This window comes from Pseudomonas sp. OVF7 (assembly GCF_030644265.1).
Taxonomy (GTDB): Bacteria; Pseudomonadota; Gammaproteobacteria; order Pseudomonadales; family Pseudomonadaceae; genus Aquipseudomonas; species Aquipseudomonas gorinensis.
On sequence record NZ_CP128996.1, the window covers coordinates 6305450 to 6325493 of the forward strand.

Annotated in this window: 18 protein-coding genes; 8 read left to right on the forward strand and 10 right to left on the reverse strand. The window is 59.9% G+C overall.

The features are described from left to right. Positions 1 to 192 precede the first annotated feature (192 nt). Positions 193 to 1053, forward strand: a complete 861-nt coding sequence (locus QU606_RS28680) for a MurR/RpiR family transcriptional regulator (RefSeq protein WP_172831385.1) — start codon at positions 193 to 195, stop codon at positions 1051 to 1053. A gap of 130 nt (positions 1054 to 1183) precedes the next feature. Here QU606_RS28680 and QU606_RS28685 read toward each other — a convergent pair whose 3' ends face one another. From QU606_RS28685 to QU606_RS28730, 10 genes are all read right to left on the reverse strand, one after another. Further along, positions 1184 to 2029, reverse strand: a complete 846-nt coding sequence (locus QU606_RS28685; protein WP_024077086.1) for a D-hexose-6-phosphate mutarotase — start codon at positions 2027 to 2029, stop codon at positions 1184 to 1186. Between the two features lie 103 nt (positions 2030 to 2132). Beyond that, positions 2133 to 3479 carry a carbohydrate porin gene (locus tag QU606_RS28690; RefSeq protein WP_168233480.1) on the reverse strand — a complete coding sequence of 449 codons (1347 nt, stop codon included), beginning with the start codon at positions 3477 to 3479 and terminating at the stop codon, positions 2133 to 2135. A gap of 87 nt (positions 3480 to 3566) precedes the next feature. After that, complete coding sequence (locus QU606_RS28695) at positions 3567 to 4727, reverse strand: ABC transporter ATP-binding protein (RefSeq protein WP_024077088.1); 1161 nt, start codon at positions 4725 to 4727, stop codon at positions 3567 to 3569. Between the two features lie 2 nt (positions 4728 to 4729). Beyond that, the gene (locus QU606_RS28700) at positions 4730 to 5575 is read right to left on the reverse strand and encodes a carbohydrate ABC transporter permease (RefSeq protein WP_024077089.1); all 846 of its coding nucleotides are present in this window, start codon (positions 5573 to 5575) and stop codon (positions 4730 to 4732) included. Further along, entirely contained in the window at positions 5568 to 6476 is a 909-nt protein-coding gene (locus tag QU606_RS28705) for a carbohydrate ABC transporter permease (RefSeq protein WP_024077090.1), read from the reverse strand. Before QU606_RS28705 ends, QU606_RS28700 begins: the two co-directional genes overlap by 8 nt. An 80-nt stretch (positions 6477 to 6556) precedes the next feature. After that, positions 6557 to 7843 carry an ABC transporter substrate-binding protein gene (locus QU606_RS28710; protein ID WP_024077091.1) on the reverse strand — a complete coding sequence of 429 codons (1287 nt, stop codon included), beginning with the start codon at positions 7841 to 7843 and terminating at the stop codon, positions 6557 to 6559. A gap of 105 nt (positions 7844 to 7948) precedes the next feature. Next, complete coding sequence (locus tag QU606_RS28715; protein ID WP_304997880.1) at positions 7949 to 9208, reverse strand: AGE family epimerase/isomerase; 1260 nt, start codon at positions 9206 to 9208, stop codon at positions 7949 to 7951. 354 nt (positions 9209 to 9562) lie between these two features. Next, on the reverse strand, positions 9563 to 10408 hold the full coding sequence (locus tag QU606_RS28720; protein WP_069076946.1) for an ATPase: 846 nt from the start codon (positions 10406 to 10408) through the stop codon (positions 9563 to 9565). A 127-nt stretch (positions 10409 to 10535) separates the two neighbouring features. Beyond that, the gene (locus QU606_RS28725; RefSeq protein WP_069076945.1) at positions 10536 to 11534 is read right to left on the reverse strand and encodes an NAD(P)-dependent oxidoreductase; all 999 of its coding nucleotides are present in this window, start codon (positions 11532 to 11534) and stop codon (positions 10536 to 10538) included. A 52-nt stretch (positions 11535 to 11586) separates the two neighbouring features. Next, a complete protein-coding gene (locus tag QU606_RS28730; protein ID WP_024077095.1) occupies positions 11587 to 12480 on the reverse strand; it encodes a LysR family transcriptional regulator ArgP in 894 nt (297 codons plus the stop codon). Between the two features lie 98 nt (positions 12481 to 12578). On the opposite strand from QU606_RS28730, the gene QU606_RS28735 reads away from it, so the two are divergent. The 7 genes from QU606_RS28735 (at position 12579) to QU606_RS28765 (ending at position 19801) form a co-directional block, all read left to right on the forward strand. Beyond that, positions 12579 to 12980 carry an ACT domain-containing protein gene (locus QU606_RS28735; RefSeq protein WP_024077096.1) on the forward strand — a complete coding sequence of 134 codons (402 nt, stop codon included), beginning with the start codon at positions 12579 to 12581 and terminating at the stop codon, positions 12978 to 12980. A gap of 6 nt (positions 12981 to 12986) precedes the next feature. After that, positions 12987 to 13586: a LysE/ArgO family amino acid transporter gene (locus QU606_RS28740; RefSeq protein WP_069076944.1), complete on the forward strand. Its 600-nt coding sequence runs from the start codon at positions 12987 to 12989 to the stop codon at positions 13584 to 13586. Between the two features lie 178 nt (positions 13587 to 13764). Continuing rightward, positions 13765 to 14361, forward strand: coding sequence for a superoxide dismutase [Fe] (gene sodB / locus QU606_RS28745; protein WP_024077098.1), 597 nt, complete (start codon positions 13765 to 13767; stop codon positions 14359 to 14361). Positions 14362 to 14474: 113 nt separating this feature from the next. Continuing rightward, positions 14475 to 15500 carry an IS110 family transposase gene (locus QU606_RS28750; RefSeq protein ID WP_024074122.1) on the forward strand — a complete coding sequence of 342 codons (1026 nt, stop codon included), beginning with the start codon at positions 14475 to 14477 and terminating at the stop codon, positions 15498 to 15500. Between the two features lie 367 nt (positions 15501 to 15867). Then, positions 15868 to 16041, forward strand: a complete 174-nt coding sequence (locus QU606_RS28755) for a hypothetical protein (protein WP_168232544.1) — start codon at positions 15868 to 15870, stop codon at positions 16039 to 16041. Positions 16042 to 16279: 238 nt separating this feature from the next. Beyond that, entirely contained in the window at positions 16280 to 18331 is a 2052-nt protein-coding gene (locus tag QU606_RS28760) for a bifunctional diguanylate cyclase/phosphodiesterase (RefSeq protein ID WP_024077100.1), read from the forward strand. Positions 18332 to 18457: 126 nt separating this feature from the next. After that, on the forward strand, positions 18458 to 19801 hold the full coding sequence (locus QU606_RS28765; RefSeq protein WP_024077101.1) for an imelysin family protein: 1344 nt from the start codon (positions 18458 to 18460) through the stop codon (positions 19799 to 19801). The last annotated feature ends 243 nt before the right edge of the window (positions 19802 to 20044 follow it).

Sequence of the window (20044 nt, forward strand, 5' to 3'; positions counted from 1 at the left end):
TACAAATACCTTTTTTCAAGGCATCACTCAAGGAAAAATGTAGTAATAACCACAACATTTTCCCGAAATACGCATTCCGAGTGGTGGTGTTCAGCTACCCTCAGTAGGATAGGCCACCGCAAAGGGCTACTCGTCGATGAGTTGCCGCCCTTTATTTGCATCGTCGCCCGAAGGAAAGACTGAATGGACCGCGTGCGAAATCTTCTGGAACAGATCCGGAACCGCCTCGAAGAACTGAACAAGGCTGAGAAAAAAGTCGCCGAGGTCATCCTGCTCAACCCGCAGCAGGCGACCCGCTTCTCGATCGCAGCCCTCGCCCAAGCCGCCTCGGTCAGTGAACCGACGGTCAACCGTTTCTGCCGTTCGTTCGGCGTCAGCGGTTACCCTGAACTTAAATTGCAGTTGGCGCAAAGCCTGGCCAGTGGCGCAGCGTACGTCAGCCGCGCCGTGGAGGCCGATGATAACCCTGAGGCCTATACACAGAAGATCTTTGGCAGCGCGATTGCCTCGCTGGACGCCGCCTGCCAGGCCCTGGACCCGGCCTTGATCAGCAAGGCCGTGGATTTGCTGATCCAGGCCCGGCAGATCCACTTCTTCGGCCTCGGCGCGTCGGCGCCGGTGGCCATGGATGCACTGCACAAGTTCTTCCGCTTCAACCTGGCGGTGACCGCCCATGCCGACGTGCTGATGCAGCGCATGATCGCGTCAGTGGCGCATACGGGCGAGCTGTTTGTGATCATCTCCTACACCGGGCGCACCCGCGAATTGGTGGAAGTGGCGCGCATCGCCCGGGGAAATGGCGCGTCGGTGCTGGGTGTGACCGCCGAAAACTCGCCGCTGGCCAAGGCCAGTACGGTAAGCCTGAACATTCCGCTGCCGGAAGACACCGACATCTATATGCCGATGACCTCGCGGATCATCCAATTGACGGTACTGGATGTGCTGGCGACCGGCATGACCTTGCGCCGTGGCGTGGATTTCCAGCCGCATTTGCGCAAGATCAAAGAGAGCTTGAACGACAGCCGGTATCCGGTGGGGGATGAGTTCAACTAGGCCTGCCTTTGTATTGGCTGTACTGGCCTTATCGGGGGCAAGCCCCCTCCCACATTCGACTGCATTCCCCTGTTGAAACCCGGTCAATTGTGGGAGGGGGCTTGCCCCGATAAGGCCACCCGCAACACCGCTAAACGCCAGCCCTGGCCTGCAAACTCAAATGCGCCCTCTCCCCCGGCGCCAGGCTCGCCCCGGCCATCGCCGACTCCACACAGACAAACCCCGACGCCTCGTTGAAACTGACGCCCAATAGCGGCCGGCTGCCGGGATGCCATACGACGGTGTCGGCGCTGTCACCGGTGTCGATGCACAACTCGCGCTGCCAGGCGTGATCCTTGAGGTGCAATTCGCCCTCATGCTGGAACACCCGCTGGCACCCGCCATCGACCCGTAGTTCACCTTCCTGCTGGCAAACCTGGCGGTTGAGCTGGTCATAGCCTTGGGCCCCATCGAGTCCAGACAGCGCTATCTCACCGACGTTGCCGATACGCCAATAGGCATGCAACGCATGGCTCAGTTGGCACGGCAGTTCGTCCTGGTGCTCGGTGCTGAGGCGCAGTTCCAGGGCCTCGCCCAGGTGCGCATGCAGGTCGACCTGCCAGTCGCATAACTGCAACTGCCAATGCAGGCGTACGCCGTCGTCGTCGCTGGCGCTGTCGAGCAGCTTCCAGTCGATCAGCCGCGCCCAGCCATGGGAGGGCCAGGCGTTCTCGCTCGGGTGGCGTCCATACCACGGCCAGCACACGGGCACACCACCACGGATGGCGCCGACTTGCGGCCACTTGGCCGCGCACCACAGCCAGGGTTTCTGGCCGCGGGGTTGGAAATGCAGCAATTGCGCGCCCTGACGACTGAACACCGCCTGACACAGGGGATGGTCGATCACCAACACATCGCGCATCTGGAAGCGTTCCCAGGCAAACACCGGACGCTCGCGCAGGGATTTGAAAAAGCGTTGCAACGGATGCTCATGCATGTGCCACGGTCCTGAATATCGTCACAGTGCCACCCAAAAAAAAGCGGATAGCCATGGCTACCCGCAAAATGCGCACAGAGAGAAGGAGCTTATCGCAACAGCGTTAGAACGTAGACTGAATTTTCAGGCCAGCCACCAGCGCGTTGTCGACTTTATCCACGCCGCCCGGTTGGACAACGTATTGCAGGTTGGGACGCACGGTCAGCCAGTTGGTGACGTGGAAGCCGTAGTTGATTTCGAAGTTGTACTCGGTTTCGCGAATAGGCGTGTACAGCGGATTGTCGTAATCACTCACACCATTGGCGACGTTAAGCAGTTCGGCGTTTTTCTTCACGTCATTGTTGACGTGCAGACGCGCAGCGCCAATGCCGACGTCATCTTTTGGACGCGCGTCGAATGGGCCTTTGTACACCAGCATCAACGACTGGTAGTTATCGACGAGGTTGGTTTCCTTGTCGTGGAAGGTCGCGTTGGCTGCGATGTTCAAGCCACGGGAAGCGTCGCCGTTATGGGTGGTGAGTTGCTGTTGGGCAACGAACCAGTAGCCTTTCTTGCTGCTGCGGGTACGGAAGGCGGCGCCAGTGGTAGCAGCGTCGTTGCCGTTGACGTCTTCACGTACGTCCGAGGCATCGGCGGCGCTCTTGTAGTAACCCACACGGTATTCGCCCGGCAGGTTGTTAACCTTCGGCGACCAGACCAATTCCACCGGAATCACGGTACCTTTGGTGCCGCTGCCGCTGAGCTTGAAGCCGTTGCCGTGCTCCAGTTGCGATGGGTTCTGGTTGTAGGCACCGATTTGCGCATACAGCTCAGGCGTGATGTTGTACTTCACGCGGATCGCGGCCTGGGCAACCGGCCAGTTGTACCAGGTATTTACATAGTTACCCACTTGCGAGCCGCAGAACGACAGGTTCTGGAAGTCGCATGGGAAGGTGTTGAAGTCTTCGCCTTCACCGAAGTAACCCAGCTTCACGTCCAACTTGTTGTCGAACATCTGGTGCTGGATCCAGAACTGGGTCAGACGCACCATGTGGCCGCGACCGTAGACTTCCATCGACGAACTCAGCGTGCCGGCACGCGGGTCGCCAATGCGGTCGTTGGAGATGTTCTGGCCATTACGGTTAGTCAGCTGGATCTTGGCCTGGGTGTTATCCCAGCCCCACAGCTTTTGCAGGTCCAGCGCTACGCCCAGACCGAACTGGTCGGAGTAACGGCCGGTTTTGTCGTCGTTATAGCCGCCGTGCAGGTTGGCGCCCATTTCCCCTACGTAGTCAGCCTTGATGTCGATACCTTGCTCGATCAGCTTGGTACGCTCACCGCCCCAATCGCCGGTCATCCACTTGGAATCGGCGCTGAATGCATCGGCCGCCATCGCATTGGCGGACAGTACAAGGGCTGCTGCTGCTGACAGTTGGCAGATCAGCCGAGTGTTGTTGTGTTGCTTTTTCATCCCTACATCCTCGTCTTTATTGTTATTAAACTGTTTTTATCTAACGCGGGTTACTTTTTTTTCATCTAAAACAACAACTTATCTACTTCAGCGACCTTTGAATTGGGCCACATTGTCCGCATGCCCCTGTGCGGGCAATGAAGAAGCAGTGCCGAGGCGCTCGCCAGTGTTGGCGTCGAACAGCAATACCTTGGATGGATCGAATTGCAGTGTCAGGGTCTCGCCCACCTGCGGCGCCACATCAGGCGCCAAACGGCAGCAGACCTTGGTGTCATTGAGCTGCACAAACACCAGTGTGTCCGGCCCGGTCGGCTCGGTGACCTGAACCTCGGCACGAATGCTCGATGAACCATTGCCCTCACCCGCCGCCAACACGATCTGCTCCGGGCGCAGGCCCAGAATCACATCACGGTCTTCCAGACCGGCGTCGTTCATACCCAGCGGCAATTCACAACGCGCCTGGCCGCTGTCGAGCAGCGCCACCAGCCCCCCGTCCTTGCGTTTTAGGCGCATAGGAACGAAGTTCATTGGTGGTGAACCGATAAAGCTTGCCACAAATAGGTTAGCAGGGTCGTTGTAAATTTCTTTCGGCGTGCCAAATTGTTGGATGATGCCGTCCTTCATCACCGCCACTTTATCGCCCAGGGTCATCGCTTCGATCTGATCGTGGGTGACGTAGACCGTGGTGGTTTTCAGGCGCTGGTGCATCAGCTTCATTTCGGTTCGCATCTCGACGCGTAGCTTGGCGTCGAGGTTGGACAGCGGTTCGTCGAACAGGTAGATCTTCGGACGACGCGCCAGGGCACGGCCCATGGCCACCCGCTGTTGCTGGCCGCCGGACAATTGGCCCGGCTTGCGGTTGAGCAGGTGCTCGATCTGCAGCAGCTTGGCCACACGGGCCACTTCGGCGTCGATGTCGGACTGGGCCATCTTGCGAATCTTCAGGCCGAACTCGATGTTCTCGCGCACGCTCATGGTCGGGTACAGCGCGTAAGACTGGAACACCATGGCGATGTCGCGATCCTTGGGGCTCATGCCGCTGACGTCCTGGTCACCGATCATGATTGCGCCGCCGGTGATGGTCTCCAGGCCCGCGATGCAGTTCATCAGCGTGGATTTACCGCAGCCCGAGGGACCGACCAGGATCAGGAATTCGCCTTCCTTGATCGACAGTTCGATGTTCTTCAAGGTGTCGGGCAGGCCGGCGCCATAGGTCTTGTTTACATTGCGAAGTTCAAGCGTAGCCATGATTACCCCTTGACCGCGCCGGCCGTGAGGCCGCGCACGAAATACTTGCCTGCGATCACATAGACCAGCAGGGTCGGCAGCCCGGCGATCATCGCCGCCGCCATATCCACGTTATATTCCTTGGCCCCGGTGCTGGTGTTGACCAGGTTGTTCAGCGCCACCGTGATGGGCTGGGAGTCGCCGCTGGAGAACACCACGCCGAACAGGAAGTCATTCCAGATCTGGGTGAACTGCCAGATCAGGCAGACCATGATGATCGGGGTCGACATCGGCAGGATGATCAGACGGAAGATGGTGAAGAATCCTGCACCGTCCAGTCGCGCCGCCTTTATCAGCGCATCGGGAATGCTGACGTAGTAGTTACGAAAAAACAGCGTGGTGAACGCCAGGCCGTAGACCACGTGCACAAACACCAGGCCGGTGGTGGTGCTGGCCAGCCCCATCTTGCCGAGGGTGAACGAGGCCGGCAGCAAAACGGTCTGGAACGGCAGGAAGCAGCCGAACAACAGCAAACCGAAGAACAACTGTGAACCACGGAAGCGCCAAAACGACAGCACATAGCCGTTCAACGCGCCGATGGCGGTAGAAATCAACACGGCCGGCACGGTGATCTTGATCGAGTTCCAGAAGTAACCGTCGACGGTGGCCCAGGCCTTGACCCAGCCGATGCCGGTGACCACGGTTGGCCAGCTCAGCAGGTTGCCGGTACTGATGTCTTCCGGGGTCTTGAAGCTGGTGAGCAGCATCACCACCAGCGGTACCAGGTACAGCAGTACCGCGAGGATCAGCACCGCATAGATCGCGATGCGACTCAGGCTGATGGCAGGTTTGGAGGCGAGACTAGTCATGACGCTTGGTCCTCAGCTCGGAATACAGGTACGGCACGATGATCGCGAGGATCGCACCGAGCATCAGGATTGCACTGGCCGAGCCCATGCCCATCTGGCCACGACTGAAGGTGAACGAGTACATGAACATGGCTGGCAGGTCGGAGGAATAACCCGGGCCGCCAGCAGTCATCGCTGCCACCAGGTCGAAACTCTTGATTGCAATGTGTGCCAGGATCATCACCGCACTGAAGAACACCGGACGCAGGCTTGGCAGCACCACGCTCCAGTAGATGCGCGGCATGCTCGCGCCATCGATCTGCGCAGCACGGATGATCGACTGGTCCACGCCACGCAGGCCGGCCAGGAACATCGCCATGATAAAACCGGAGGCTTGCCACACCGCGGCGATCACCAGGCAGTAGACCACGCGATCCGGGTCGATCAGCCAGTCGAGACGGAAGCCTTCCCAGCCCCAGTCACGCAGGAGTTTGTCCAGGCCCATGCCTGGATTGAGCAGCCATTTCCACGCCGTACCGGTGACGATCATCGAGAGCGCCATCGGGTACAGGTAAATGGTGCGGATAAAACCTTCGCGACGAATTTTCTGGTCGAGGAAAATCGCCAGTGTCACGCCGATCACCAAGGTGATACCGATAAACATCCCGCCGAAAAGGGCCAGGTTCTTGCTCGCGACCCACCAGCGATCGTTGTCGAACAACCGCTCGTATTGCGCAAGGCCCGCCCATTTGTAGCTCGGCAGGAACGTAGACGTCGTGAACGACAGTACAAACGTCCACAGGATGTAGCCGTAGAAGCCCACCAACACGATGAACATGCTGGGCGCCAGCACCAGTTTGGGGAGCCAGCGCTGCAGTGCATCGAACGGCGAGGCTTTGCTGAACACAGCAACAGAACTCATGGGGAAATCCAATACAGGAAAAAAGGACTACAGGAACAGGCCCTGTGAGGGGTCAGGGGCCCCCCTCACAAGGTCAACCGTTACTTGGCAGACTTGATCGCAGCGCCGAGTTTCTTGGCGGTGTCGGCCGGGTCGGCTTTCGGGTCGTTGATGTAGTTGGTCACGACATCAAAGAACGCACCTTGCACGGCCAGGGTGGTGGCCATGTTGTGCGCCATGCTTGGCTGCAGGCCGCCGGTCTTGGCGTCGGCCAGGAAGTCCTTGGCCGCGGTCTGGGCGCAGGAGTCGAAGCCGAGCTTGTCCATTTCATTGAGCATGTCGGTACGAACCGGGATCGAACCCTTGTTGATGCTGAACACCTTCTGGAAGTTTTCACCCAGCACGACCTTGGCGATGTCCTGCTGGCCAGCGGCAGTGCCTTTGTCTTTCTGCTTGAACACCGCCAGGGAGTCGATGTTGTAGGTGAAGGCCTTGTCGGTGCCTGGGAAGGCTACGCACTCGTAATCCTTGCCGGCGACTTTCTTGGCAGCGGTCCATTCGGACTTGGCCCAGTCACCCATGATCTGCATACCGGCCTTGCCGTTGATGACCTTGCCGGCCTCGAGGTTCCAGTCCTGGCCTTTGCCGTCGACGTCCATATAGGTCGCGACTTTCTTCAGCTCGGTCAGGGCCTTGACCATCTGCGGACCGGTCAGCGCGCCGTTATCCAGGTCGACCAGGGCTTTCTTGTAGCCATCGGCCCCCATCACCGACAAGACGACGGCTTCGAACACGGTGCTGTCCTGCCAAGGCTGGCCACCGTGGGCGAGCGGGATGAAGCCCGCGGCCTTGAGCTTGTCGCCGGCTGCGTAGAATTCTTCGAGGGTGGTCGGGTTCTTGGTGATACCGGCTTTCTTGAAGACGGCCGGGTTGATCCACAGCCAGTTCACGCGGTGGATGTTGACCGGTACGGCGACGTAGTCACCGTCGAACTTCACGGTATCGGAGACTTTCTTGTCGAGCAGGGAGTCCCACTTTTCTTCTTTGGCGACGTCTTTGAGCACGTCGGTATCGAGCAGGCCAGTAGACGCCCATTCCTGGATGTCCGGGCCTTTGATCTGGGCAACACCTGGCGGGTTGCCAGCCACCGCGCGGCTTTTCAGCACAGTCATGGCTGTGGCGCCACCGCCACCGGCAACGGCGCCGTCTTTCCAGGTGAAACCATCTTTCTCAACTTGGGCCTTCAGGACATCTACGGCCGCTTTCTCACCACCGGAGGTCCACCAATGCACAACTTCAACCGTCCCTTTCGAGTCGGCGGCAAAAGCACTGAGGGGAAACAACGAGGCGACGGAAATAGCGATGGCGAGGCGATTAATCGCGTTCATCTGAGTACCTTTTTTTTGTTGTTATGCATGCAAGTCTGGAGCTTGCGCTGCACGGAGTTTAAACAGGGATGTTGCAAGCGCAGGTAACAAAGGGATGCACAAATGTCACCATCTGGTGACATAGAACCCCTCTGCCAAGGCGCTGGCCATGCTTGGGGACAAGGGCAGTGCAGGCAGCACTACCGCTTGCCAGGCGTGATACAGGTCCGGTTTGCCACCCCATATCCGACTGCTGGGCTGGTTATGCGGGCTGAGTTCGTGGTGCCAACTGCCATGGGCTCGATCAATAAAATGGGTGTCACAAAACTCCCAGAAGCACCGGTACCAGGTTTCATACTGCAACTCGCCGGTGCGCTTGAGCAAAGCCTGGGCGGCGGCGCTGGCTTCGGCGTGGGTCCAGTGCAGGCGCTCGCGCACTACCGGGCGGTGGTTCCAATCCAGGGTGTAGACGATGCCGGGGGCACCATCCACCGCCCATGCAGACTCGCAGGCACTGGCGAACAGGCCTTTGGCGGCGGTCAACAGCCAGCCCGGCGTGGCCAGGCCGGCTTGCAGGCGTGCGGCTTCCAGGTGCAACACCAGGCGAGCCCATTCGAAACCGTGGCCAGGGGTGATGCCGTAGGGGCGGAATCCGTCAGCGGGGTTGTCTTCGTTGTAGTCGAGCAAGGGTTGCCACTGGGCGTCGAAATGCTCGATCACCATGAATTGGTTGCCGGCGGCGTGGGTCTGTATCACACGCTCGACGATACGCAAAGCACGGTCCAGCCAGCGGGTATCGGCGGTGACATCAGCCAGGGCGAGAAACGCTTCGGTGGCGTGCATGTTGCTGTTGGCGCCGCGATAGGCTTCGACGCTGCTCCAGTCCCGGGCAAAGGATTCGAGCATCACGCCCTCCTCCTCGCTCCAGAAGAACTGGTCGATGATAGAGACGGCATCGTTCAGCAAGGTTTGCGCACCGGGTGCACCCACCGCCACCGCCGAGCTCGCGGCCAGGGCGACAAAGGCGTGCAGGTACGCGGCCTTACCGGTGTTGCCATCCAAGGCGCGAGGGGCGGCGAACCAGCCACCATGTTCGCTATCGCGCAGCGGGCCACTGAGCGCGGCGACCCCATGTGCGACCAGCTCGGCATAGCCCGGTACGCCCATGGCGTGGGCCATGGCGAAGCTGTGGGTCATGCGAGCGGTGTTCATGGTTTCGGCCTGGGCATTGGCTGGCAACTGGCCTTGATCGTCCAGGTTGCCAAAGCCTTCAGGCAAGCGGGCGGCCTTGGCGAATGACAGCAGGCGCTGGCCTTCGTTGGCGAGCCAGGCGTGATGGGCAGGTGCGTTCAGCCAACTGCTGGCAGGCAGTGGTTGCGTGGTCATGGGTAGCCCTTTTTATTTTTTATGGGATGGGCCCGAGTCTAAACAAGGGCGAGACGAGGGCAAGTAACGAAGGGAATGGGAAATGTCACCGGATGGTGACATTCACACCACTGAGTTGGCTATGGGGAGCGGGCTTGCCCTAATGCCGTTCAGTTAAGCGTACATCGCCTTCTGTAGGAGCGAGCTTGCTCGCGAAAAACGTCAACGATAACGCGTGTTTCCTGAATGAACGCGGCGCCTGTGAGCTTTTCGCGAGCAAGCTCGCTCCTACAAAAAAGCCTTAACTGAACGGCATTAGGGCAAGCCCGCTCGCCACACGCAAGCCCTCGCCACAGGCACACTCAGGAGCGAGTGTTACTGGATGAGTGGCGTGACAGCCGCCGGCGCATTGAGGCGCTGATTCAGGTTTTGCACCTGGCTCTGTAAGGTCGTGATATTGCGGGTGGTCTGGATGCGGAACACGTCGAACTCTTTGTTGGTCGGCGCATCGCTATTGGCTGACTGGTTGTCCTGGGCGCTCTTGAGGACCATGACGTCCTGTTCCAGCCGGGCGACGGCGGCGCTTGGGTTGCCCTGCTTCTTCAAGGCCGCCACGTCGGCGGCCAGCTCCCTGATCTCGGTATCACGCTTGCCGGCATCGACCTGCGCCGCCTTGAGGGTCGCCACGGCATCGGTCAGGGCCTGCACCTGGCCTTGCAGCTTGGCGTTGGCAGTCGACAGGTCGGTGGTGCTGGCGGTCATTTGCGCCAGGCGCTTGTCCAACTCGGTGGCCTGGCCGGCCACGCCCACTTGCTGCTTGCTCTGCTCCAGCAACTGGGTTTCCAACTGCTTGATCTGCAGTTTCAGCGCTTCGCTGCCGTTGTTCACGCTGGCCTCGCTGGCCACCACCTTGCCGGAAATATCCTGCAGGCGCCCCGCCGCTTCTTCACTGATGCGCGCAAAGCTTTCCTGGGTGGCGACCAATTGCTGGCCCATCAGGGAAATCTGCTGGAAGCTCCACCAGGCCAGGCCGGCAAAGGCGATCAGCAGCGCACCGACCAGCGCCCACAATGGCCCGGTGCTGGCGCTCTTGACCTTGACCACGGGGGTACTGCGCGAGCGCACGGACGTGGCGGGAGTCGGCACGAAATCATCGTCATCCCCGATGTCGGCCCGCAGGCTGGGAACATTGTCAAAATCGTCATTAGCATCGTTACGCATGAATCAACCTTGAATCGGTGAGGGAGCTACCTGGAACGCCGAGCGACGGGAGTATAAACCGCAGTCCCGCTGCACTGATCGACCCGGAACCCGGAATTCGGTTCCCGATGTGTTGCTGGTTATGAGCTTACTTCAAGCCAGGGTCCTGGGCTTTCCACCAACTGCAGAACTCGTCGAGGGCCGCCCACAGGCTGACCTTGGGCTCGTAGTCCAGATAATGCCTGGCCCGGCTGATGTCGAGGGTGAAATTTTTGTTCATCACCTGCATGCCCAGGCGCGACAACGCCGGCTCGGGGCGCCCGGGCCACATCGCACAAAACGCCTCGTTCAACGCCGCTACGCTGTAGGACAAGCCATACGACCGGTAACGGGTAACCTGAGGCATCCCCATCTGGCGCATCACGTAGTTCACCACATCCCACACCGGCACCGGCGTACCGTTGCTGATGTTATAGGCCTTGCCCAGCGCCGAACCGGTGGCGAGCAAGCCGCTGAGCAGCGCTTCGTTGAGGTTGTGCACGCTGGTGAAGTCGACCTTGTTCAGGCCGTCGCCGACGATGGCCAGGCGGTTCTTGCGCTGCATTCTCAGCAGGCGCGGGAAGATGCTCATGTCGCCGGCGCCGGTGACAAAACGCGGGCGCAGGGCCAGCACTTCGAGGCCGAACTCCTGGGCGCCGAACACCTTCTGCTCGGCGAGGTACTTGGTGGCGGCGTAGGGATGCTTGAAACGCTTGGGCACCTGCTCTTCGGTCAGCCCGAGGTGATCGCGCCCGTCGAAGTAGATCGACGGCGACGACAGATGCACCAGGCGCCTGACCCGTTGCTTGAGGCAGGCTTCGACCACGTTTTCGGTGACCAGCACATTGCCTTGATGGAAATCCTGATAACGCCCCCACAACCCGACAGCGCCGGCGCAATGCACCACGGCTTCGACATCGCGGCACAAGTCGCGCACCAGGTCGGCGTCATTCAAATCACCCTGGATAAACTCGGCGCCGCGCCGTACCAGGTGTTCCACACCTTCGGCGCGCCGCCCGTTGACCCGCACGTCCAGGCCCTGCTCCAGGGCGAAACGCGCAAAGCGCCCGCCGATGAAGCCGCTTGCGCCGGTGACCAGAATTTTCATGTATTACCCCGTGTTCTTTCGTTTTTCATCGCTGCTGCCTTGACGCCTGCCATCACTCCAACGGCACCAACCATTGACCACAGGCCTGAGCCAGATGGTCGGTCAATAAGCCCAGCAGTTGCCCGCCACTGCGCCAATGATGCCAGTACAACGGTACATCGATGGGCTTATCTGGCAATAACTCGAGCAACACGCCCTTTTGCAACTGGTCGCGCACCTGCAACTCCGGCACCAGGCCCCAGCCGAGCCCGGCTTCAGTCAAGCGAATGAAGCCTTCGGATGATGGGCATAAATGATGTTCAAAACCGCCTTCTACCCCAAGGGAGGCCAGGTAACGGTGTTGCAGGAAATCATCAGGGCCGAACACCAAGGCGGGCGTGCGCGCCAGTTCATCGGCACGCACGCCTGCCGGGAAATGCCGGGCAATAAAGGCCGGGCTGGCCAACGCCCGATAGCGCATGGCCCCCAGCAACAGGCTGCGTGCACCGGCCACCGGGCGTTCGCTGGCACAAATGCAAGCCGCCACTTCGCCGGCGCGCATGCGTTTGAGGCCAACGGTCTGGTCTTCCACCACCAGGTCCAACAACAAATGCTGCTCGGCGCAAAACTCGCTGACGGCCTCGGCCCACCAAGTGGCGAGGCTGTCGGCATTCAGGGCGATACGCAGGCGCTCGGGCATGCCCTCTTCGTCCAGTGCCGGCACCTGGCTTTGCAGGTCACGCTCCAGCAACCGCACCTGCTGCACATGGTTGAGCAGGCGCCGGCCGATATCGGTGGGTGTCGGCGGCGTAACCCGCACCAGCACCGGCTGGCCGACCCGCGCTTCCAGCAATTTGATGCGCTGAGAGATTGCCGACTGCGACAGCCCCAGCACCTGTGCGCCGCGTTCGAACCCGGCCTGTTCCACCACCGCCGCCAGGGCGGAGAGCAATTTATAGTCGAACATCAGTTTCTCTAATGAGCGATCAGCAATATTGGTTTTTCTTATACAGCTCGTCCCATGAGAATAGCCAGCATTGCTTCTCTCTTTAAAAGGAACCTCACATGGCTGGCGAAACCGCCCTGGCGACCCTGCTGCGCAGCATGAGCCCGCAGTTGAACACGGGTGAGTATGTGTTCTGCACCCTGCCCGACCACCGTATCCCTGCGGGTTGCGAGGTGATCGGCAGCTTTCGCGAACCGCAAGGCCTGACGCTGATCCTGGAACGCCAGCAAGCCGAACTGGCCGGGCTGCCCTTCGACTATGTGGCGGCCTGGATCACCTTGAATGTGCATTCGGCCCTGGAGGCGGTGGGCCTGACCGCCGCCTTCGCCGGCGCGCTGGGCAAGGCCGGCATCAGTTGCAACGTGATTGCCGGGTATTACCACGATCACCTGTTTGTCGGCCATGCGGATGCCGAACGCGCCATGGACGTACTACGGCATTTGGCGGCGAACGCGGAGTAAAACCCTATGTGGCAAAGCTATCTGAATGGCCTGTTGGTGGCCCTGGGCCTGATCATGGCGATCGGCACGCAAAACGCATTTGTATTGGCGCAGAGCCTGCGCCGTGAACATCACCTGCCAGTGGCGGCATTGTGTGTGGTGTGCGACGCGATTCTGGTCGCCGCCGGGGTTTTCGGCCTGGCGACGGTGTTGGCGCAGAACCCGCTGTTGCTGGCAATTGCCCGCTGGGGCGGGGCGGCGTTCCTGCTGTGGTACGGCACCCTGGCGTTGCGCCGGGCGTTTTCCAGACAAAGCCTGGAGCAAGGCGGCAACCTCAAGGTGCGTTCATTACGCGCGGTCATGCTCAGTGCCCTGGCGGTGACGCTGCTCAATCCCCATGTATACCTGGACACGGTGTTGCTGATTGGCTCGCTCGGCGCGCAGCAGACCGAACCCGGCGCCTACGTCGCCGGCGCAGCCAGCGCTTCGTTCCTGTGGTTCGCCACGCTGGCGCTCGGCGCGGCCTGGTTGGCACCCTGGCTGGCACGCCCGGCAACATGGCGCCTGCTGGACCTGCTGGTGGCCGCGATGATGTTCAGCGTCGCTTATCAATTGATTGCTGCATGACGAATATTCTAAAACGCTCTGGAACCTCTATCCCACACAGTTGTTGCGTGGTTTTGCCGTACCCCCGGTGCTATGATCCGGACCCTGCGCCGCAAAGAGTACAAACTCCCCGGCGCTTGTTTGGCCGCCCGTGATCGGCCTTGCGCTCACCGCAACTGACCTGATTAGGAGAATCATCATGGCTTTCGAATTGCCGCCGCTGCCCTACGCACACGATGCCCTGCAGCCGCACATCTCCAAGGAAACCTTGGAATATCACCACGACAAGCACCACAACACCTATGTCGTGAACCTGAACAACCTGGTGCCTGGCACCGAGTTCGAAGGCAAGACCCTGGAAGAGATCGTCAAATCCTCTTCGGGCGGTATCTTCAACAACGCCGCTCAGGTCTGGAACCACACCTTCTACTGGAACTGCCTGGCGCCAAACGCCGGTGGCCAACCGACCGGCGCACTGGCTGAAGCGATCAACGCTTCGTTCGGTTCGTTCGACAAGTTCAAGGAAGAGTTCACCAAGACGTCCGTCGGCACCTTCGGTTCCGGTTGGGGCTGGCTGGTGAAAAAGGCTGACGGTTCCCTGGCCCTGGCCAGCACCATCGGCGCCGGCAACCCGCTGACCAGCGGCGACACCCCGCTGCTGACCTGCGACGTCTGGGAACACGCTTACTACATCGACTACCGCAACGCCCGTCCAAAGTATGTGGAAGCGTTCTGGAACCTGGTCAACTGGAAGTTCGTGGCTGAGCAGTTCGAAGGCAAGACCTTCACTGCCTAAGCAACCCTTGCAGTAGAAAGAGCCCGGCAATTGCCGGGCTAATGAGATGGTCCCCCCCACACCCTGCGAGGGCTACGCTTTCGCAGGGTGTTTTGTTTTTGGAGGCCATCATCATGAGCGAGTCAGCACTGATCGGGATCGATCTCGGCAAACATAATTTCCACCTTCTGGGCCAAGACAAATCGGGCCGCGAGGTGTTTCGCAAAAAGCTCTCGCGAGCGCAGATGATGCGGTTCTTCGGCAACTTACCGAGCTGCGTCGTGGTAACGGAAGCCTGTGCCGGCTCTCACTTCATCGCCCGTCAGCTTGCGGCGATGGGGCATACGACCAAGTTGATTTCACCGCAGTTTGTCCGCCCTTTCGTCAAGGGCAACAAAAATGACTTTATCGACGCAGAGGCCATTTGCGAGGCGGCTTCCCGTCCGTCCATGCGCTTCGTTACGCCTAAAACCGAGTCTCAGCAAACCCTGTCTGTCCTGCATCGCATGCGCGAGTCGTTGGTGCATGACCGCACCAAGACAGCCAATCAGATGCACGGTTTCCTGCTGGAATTTGGCATCAGCCTGCCCAAAGGCTCAGCCATCATGAAGCGTTTGGCAGCTGTTTTGGCCGAGCATGAGCTGCCTGTGCGGCTGACAGTGCTGTTGCAACGCCTGCACGATCACTTCGTTTACCTGGATGAACAGATCAAGGAACTGGACAAACAACTGGCTTGCCAGCTGGCCGACGATGATCTGGGGAGCCGTTTGCTTAGCATGCCGTGTGTCGGTCCGATCACCGCCAGCCTTCTGGCTGTAGAAATGGGCGATGGCAAGCAATACCGATGCAGTCGCGATTTTGCGGCTTCAGTGGGCTTGGTGCCGCGACAGTACAGCACGGGCGGCAAAGCCAATTTGTTGGGGATCAGCAAGCGGGGTGACAAGCACCTGCGGCAACTGCTGGTGCAATGCTCCAGGGTTTACATGCAGAGGCTGGATCATCAGAAGGGGGCTTTGGCCGACTGGGTGCGAGCGCTGCTGCGCCGACGACACTCGAATGTGGTGGCCTGTGCCCTGGCCAACAAACTGGCGCGTATCGCTTGGGCGATAGCGGCTCACCATGCGCAATATGAAGCAGGGCCAGACGCCTTGAACGCCTGACCCTGCGGTTGTTGCAGTACCACAATTCACCCTTCAGGTTTTGCGATAGCTGAACAACGGATGACGTGAACGGCCTACCGGCCTGGCGAAGATCCTGACATAAAAATCGGCTTCAGAAGCCGACGGGCTTTTAAGGATCGTCAGGCGCGACTCTCATCGTGGCGCTGGGGCAAGCCCCAAACAGACGCCGGATAGATTTAAGCAAGCCAACCACATCGCCCGTTAATCAGTATTGCAAAAATGGGGGGGACCATAGATTTTTTACGGGCGCAGGATAGACAGGCCATAAGCACGGGAACCCAACAACAGAATTCGCCACACAAGCGATAGGAGGAATGAACCTCTTAATCAAGTGTGAGGAATGACGATGGATCCGATATCGGGAGCAAGTGCAATCTCAATGATAATGGGCCTTCTGGGGACGGGGATGGATCTGGCAAAAGACGCAATGGACATGGCCAATAAAGCAATGGACACAGCCGGCGACGGCGCGAAGATCGGCGGCGAAGAGCAACAGCCACAGGGTCCGATTAGTTTTTAAGACACTCTGCGAATAATAAAGGCGCAGCTCCTCCGCTTTTTTCCCAGTGGGGCTTGCAGCGCCCGCCCCTCTCCTCGTCCACTTCAGACAAGCCATGAGATAACCTGCCATCTCTCGCGTTTATCCAGCCAAAACGTCGATTGGGCTCTTGCTCTTAATGTCCCTTTGACTGCCCTCACCAGATTGCCAATACTCATGGCATATTGAAGGCCACCCGCATGGAACAAGGAATGACCCTTTGAAGCTGGAACTCAAAAACAGCTTGTCGGTGAAGTTGTTACGGGTTGTGCTGCTGTCGGCATTGATCGTGGGTGTGGCGCTGAGCGTCGCGCAGATCGTCTTCGATGCCTACAAGACACGCCAGGCCGTGGCCAGTGATGCCCAGCGCATCCTCGATATGTTTCGCGACCCCTCGACCCAGGCCGTCTATAGCCTGGACCGCGAGATGGGCATGCAGGTGATCGAGGGGCTGTTTCAGGACGACGCGGTGCGCATGGCCTCCATCGGCCATCCCAACGAAACCATGCTCGCGGAAAAAAGCCGCGCCATGCAGCAATCCCCCAGCCGCTGGCTGACCGACTTGATCCTCGGCCAGGAACGCACATTCACCACCGCCCTGGTCGGCAAAGGCCCCTACAGCGAATATTACGGCGACCTGAGCATCACCCTCGACACAGCCACCTATGGCCAGGGGTTTATTGTCAATTCGGTGATCATCTTCATTTCCGGTGTGCTGCGCGCCCTGGCCATGGGCCTGGTGCTGTACCTGGTGTACCACTGGCTGCTGACCAAACCGTTGTCGCGGATTATCGAGCACCTGACGTCGATCAACCCCGACCGGCCCAGCGAACACAAGATCCCTCAGCTCAAGGGCCACGAACGCAACGAACTGGGGCTGTGGATCAACACCGCCAATCAGTTGCTCGAATCCATCGAACGCAATACCCACCTGCGCCACGAAGCTGAATCCAGCCTGCTGCGCATGGCCCAATACGACTTTCTCACCGGCCTGCCGAACCGCCAGAAACTGCAGGAGCAACTGGACAAGATCCTGATCGACGCCGGCCGCCGGCAACGCCGCGTGGCCGTGTTGTGCGTGGGCCTGGACGACTTTAAAAGTGTCAACGAGCAGTTCACCTACCAGGCCGGCGACAAATTATTGCTCGCCCTGGCCGACCGCCTGCGCGCCCACAGTGGCCGCCTCGGTGCGCTTGCCCGCCTCGGCGGCGACCAGTTTGCCCTGGTGCAGGCCGATATCGACCAGCCGTACGAAGCCGCTGAACTGGCGCAAAGCATCCTCGATGACCTGGAAGCGGAATTCGCCCTCGACCATGAGCTGATCCGCCTGCGCGCCACCATTGGCATCACGTTGTTCCCGGAAGACGGCGACAGCACCGAAAAGCTGCTGCAAAAAGCCGAACAAACCATGACCCTGGCCAAGAGCCGCTCGCGCAACCGGTACCAGTTCTATATCGCCAGCGTCGACAGCGAAATGCGCCGTCGCCGCGAACTGGAAAAAGACCTGCGCGACGCCCTGAGCCGCGACCAGTTCCACCTGGTGTACCAGCCGCAGATCAGCTATCGCGACCACCGTGTGGTCGGCGTCGAGGCATTGATCCGCTGGCAGCACCCGGAGCATGGCCTGGTACCGCCAGACTTGTTTATCCCGCTGGCGGAACAGAACGGCACCATCATCCCCATTGGCGAATGGGTGCTCGACCAGGCCTGCCGGCAACTGCGCGAATGGCATGACCAGGGCTTCACCGGCCTGCGCATGGCGGTCAACTTGTCCACCGTGCAGTTGCACCACGCCGAACTGCCGCGAGTGGTCAATAACCTCATGCAGATCTACCGCTTGCCGCCGCGCAGCCTGGAACTGGAAGTGACCGAGACCGGCCTGATGGAAGACATCAGCACCGCCGCCCAGCACCTGCTGAGCCTGCGCCGTTCCGGTGCGCTGATCGCCATCGATGACTTCGGGACCGGTTATTCATCCTTGAGCTACCTGAAAAGCCTGCCCCTGGACAAGATCAAGATCGACAAGAGCTTCGTTCAGGACCTGCTGGACGACGATGACGATGCAACCATCGTGCGCGCCATCATCCAGTTGGGCAAAAGCCTGGGCATGCAGGTGATCGCCGAGGGCGTGGAAACCGCGGAGCAAGAGGCCTATATCATCTCCGAAGGCTGCCATGAGGGTCAGGGCTATCACTACAGCAAACCGCTGCCAGCGCGGGAATTGGCAGCTTATTTGAAGCAGTCCGAGCGCAATAACGCAGCCATTCTTTGAGCCGATAAAACAATACTGAATATTTCCCTCGTTTAAGCCTTTACACAAAATGCAAATCTTTCGCATTATGTTGCAGTTTTGCGCGGCCCCGCGCGCCCTATTAACAACCGAAGCAGGATGTTCGCCATGATTCGTATGCCCCTGGCCACCGCCAGTCTGCTGGCCATTGCCATTTCTCTCGCCGGTTGCGGCGAAGGTAAAGACAAAGCCGCTGCGCCCCAGGCGCCGACCCCGGCTGCCAGCACTACCGCTCCAGCGGCTGCCACCCCTGCCGGCCAGGTCGACGAAGCAGCCGCCAAGGCTGTGGTCGCGCATTACGCCGACATGGTATTCGCGGTCTACAGCGACGCCGAATCCACCGCGAAAACCCTGCAGACCGCGATCGACACCTTCCTCGCCAATCCGAACGACCAGACCCTGAAAGCCGCCCGTGCCGCCTGGGTCGCTGCACGCGTACCGTACCTGCAGAGTGAAGTGTTCCGCTTCGGCAATACCATCATCGACGACTGGGAAGGCCAAGTGAACGCCTGGCCCCTGGACGAAGGCTTGATCGACTACACCGACAAATCCTACGAACACGCCCTGGGTAACCCAGGCGCCAACGCCAACATCATTGCCAATACCGAGATCCAGGTGGGCGAAGACAAGGTCGACGTGAAGGACATCACCCCGGAAAAACTCGCCAGCCTCAATGAGCTCGGCGGTTCCGAAGCCAACGTCGCCACCGGCTACCACGCCATCGAATTCCTGCTGTGGGGCCAAGACCTGAACGGCACCGGCCCAGGTGCCGGCAACCGCCCTGCATCGGACTACATGACGGGCGACGGCGCCACGGGCGGCCACAACGAGCGTCGCCGCACTTACCTGCGCGCCGTGACCCAACTGCTGGTCAGCGACCTGGAAGAAATGGTCGGCAACTGGAAACCCAACGTCGAAGACAACTACCGCGCCACCCTGGAGGCAGAACCTGCCACCGACGGCCTGCGCAAAATGCTGTTCGGCATGGGCAGCCTGTCCTTGGGCGAACTGGCTGGCGAGCGCATGAAGGTTTCCCTGGAGGCCAACTCGCCGGAAGACGAGCAGGACTGCTTCAGCGACAACACCCACAACTCGCACTTCTATGACGCCAAGGGCATCCGCAACGTCTACCTGGGCGAATACACCCGAGTCGACGGCACCAAGATGACGGGCGCCAGCCTGTCGTCGCTGGTGGCCAAGGTCGATCCGGCGGCCGATAGCGCCCTGAAGGCCGACCTGGCCGCGACCGAAGCGAAGATCCAGGTCATGGTTGATCATGCCAACAAGGGTGAACATTACGACCAGTTGATCGCTGCCGGTAACGACGCGGGCAACCAGATCGTGCGTGACGCCATCGCCGCGCTGGTCAAGCAGACCGGCTCGATCGAAGCCGCTGCAGGCAAGCTGGGCATCAGCGACCTGAACCCGGATAACGCTGATCACGAGTTCTGATCCGTGCCGTGTTGAATGAGGCGACCTTCGGGTCGCCTTTTTTTTGCGCTATGTCTTCTACCACAGACCCCATGTGTGAGGGGGTTGCCCCCGATGGCGGTGGGTCAGCAGGTACTTCCTTCACTGACAGGCCGCTATCGGGGGCAAGCCCCCTCCCACAGTTGACCTGCATCGTCTCGACGGCCCGGTTTACATGCCCTGCACCCCAGGTAGAATGGCGCCTCTCTCCTTTCACCCGAGCTC

Coding starts and splice junctions, on each gene's coding strand:
- QU606_RS28710 (WP_024077091.1), bottom strand. CDS start 7,843: ATGAACGCGATTAATCGCCTCGCCATCGCTATTTCCGTCGCCTCGTTG.
- QU606_RS28705 (WP_024077090.1), bottom strand. CDS start 6,476: ATGAGTTCTGTTGCTGTGTTCAGCAAAGCCTCGCCGTTCGATGCACTG.
- QU606_RS28690 (WP_168233480.1), bottom strand. CDS start 3,479: ATGAAAAAGCAACACAACAACACTCGGCTGATCTGCCAACTGTCAGCA.
- QU606_RS28755 (WP_168232544.1), top strand. CDS start 15,868: ATGGATCCGATATCGGGAGCAAGTGCAATCTCAATGATAATGGGCCTT.
- QU606_RS28695 (WP_024077088.1), bottom strand. CDS start 4,727: ATGGCTACGCTTGAACTTCGCAATGTAAACAAGACCTATGGCGCCGGC.
- QU606_RS28750 (WP_024074122.1), top strand. CDS start 14,475: ATGAGCGAGTCAGCACTGATCGGGATCGATCTCGGCAAACATAATTTC.
- QU606_RS28685 (WP_024077086.1), bottom strand. CDS start 2,029: ATGCATGAGCATCCGTTGCAACGCTTTTTCAAATCCCTGCGCGAGCGT.
- QU606_RS28725 (WP_069076945.1), bottom strand. CDS start 11,534: ATGAAAATTCTGGTCACCGGCGCAAGCGGCTTCATCGGCGGGCGCTTT.
- QU606_RS28735 (WP_024077096.1), top strand. CDS start 12,579: ATGGCTGGCGAAACCGCCCTGGCGACCCTGCTGCGCAGCATGAGCCCG.
- QU606_RS28765 (WP_024077101.1), top strand. CDS start 18,458: ATGATTCGTATGCCCCTGGCCACCGCCAGTCTGCTGGCCATTGCCATT.
- QU606_RS28715 (WP_304997880.1), bottom strand. CDS start 9,208: ATGACCACGCAACCACTGCCTGCCAGCAGTTGGCTGAACGCACCTGCC.
- QU606_RS28720 (WP_069076946.1), bottom strand. CDS start 10,408: ATGCGTAACGATGCTAATGACGATTTTGACAATGTTCCCAGCCTGCGG.
- QU606_RS28730 (WP_024077095.1), bottom strand. CDS start 12,480: ATGTTCGACTATAAATTGCTCTCCGCCCTGGCGGCGGTGGTGGAACAG.
- QU606_RS28700 (WP_024077089.1), bottom strand. CDS start 5,575: ATGACTAGTCTCGCCTCCAAACCTGCCATCAGCCTGAGTCGCATCGCG.
- QU606_RS28740 (WP_069076944.1), top strand. CDS start 12,987: ATGTGGCAAAGCTATCTGAATGGCCTGTTGGTGGCCCTGGGCCTGATC.
- sodB (WP_024077098.1), top strand. CDS start 13,765: ATGGCTTTCGAATTGCCGCCGCTGCCCTACGCACACGATGCCCTGCAG.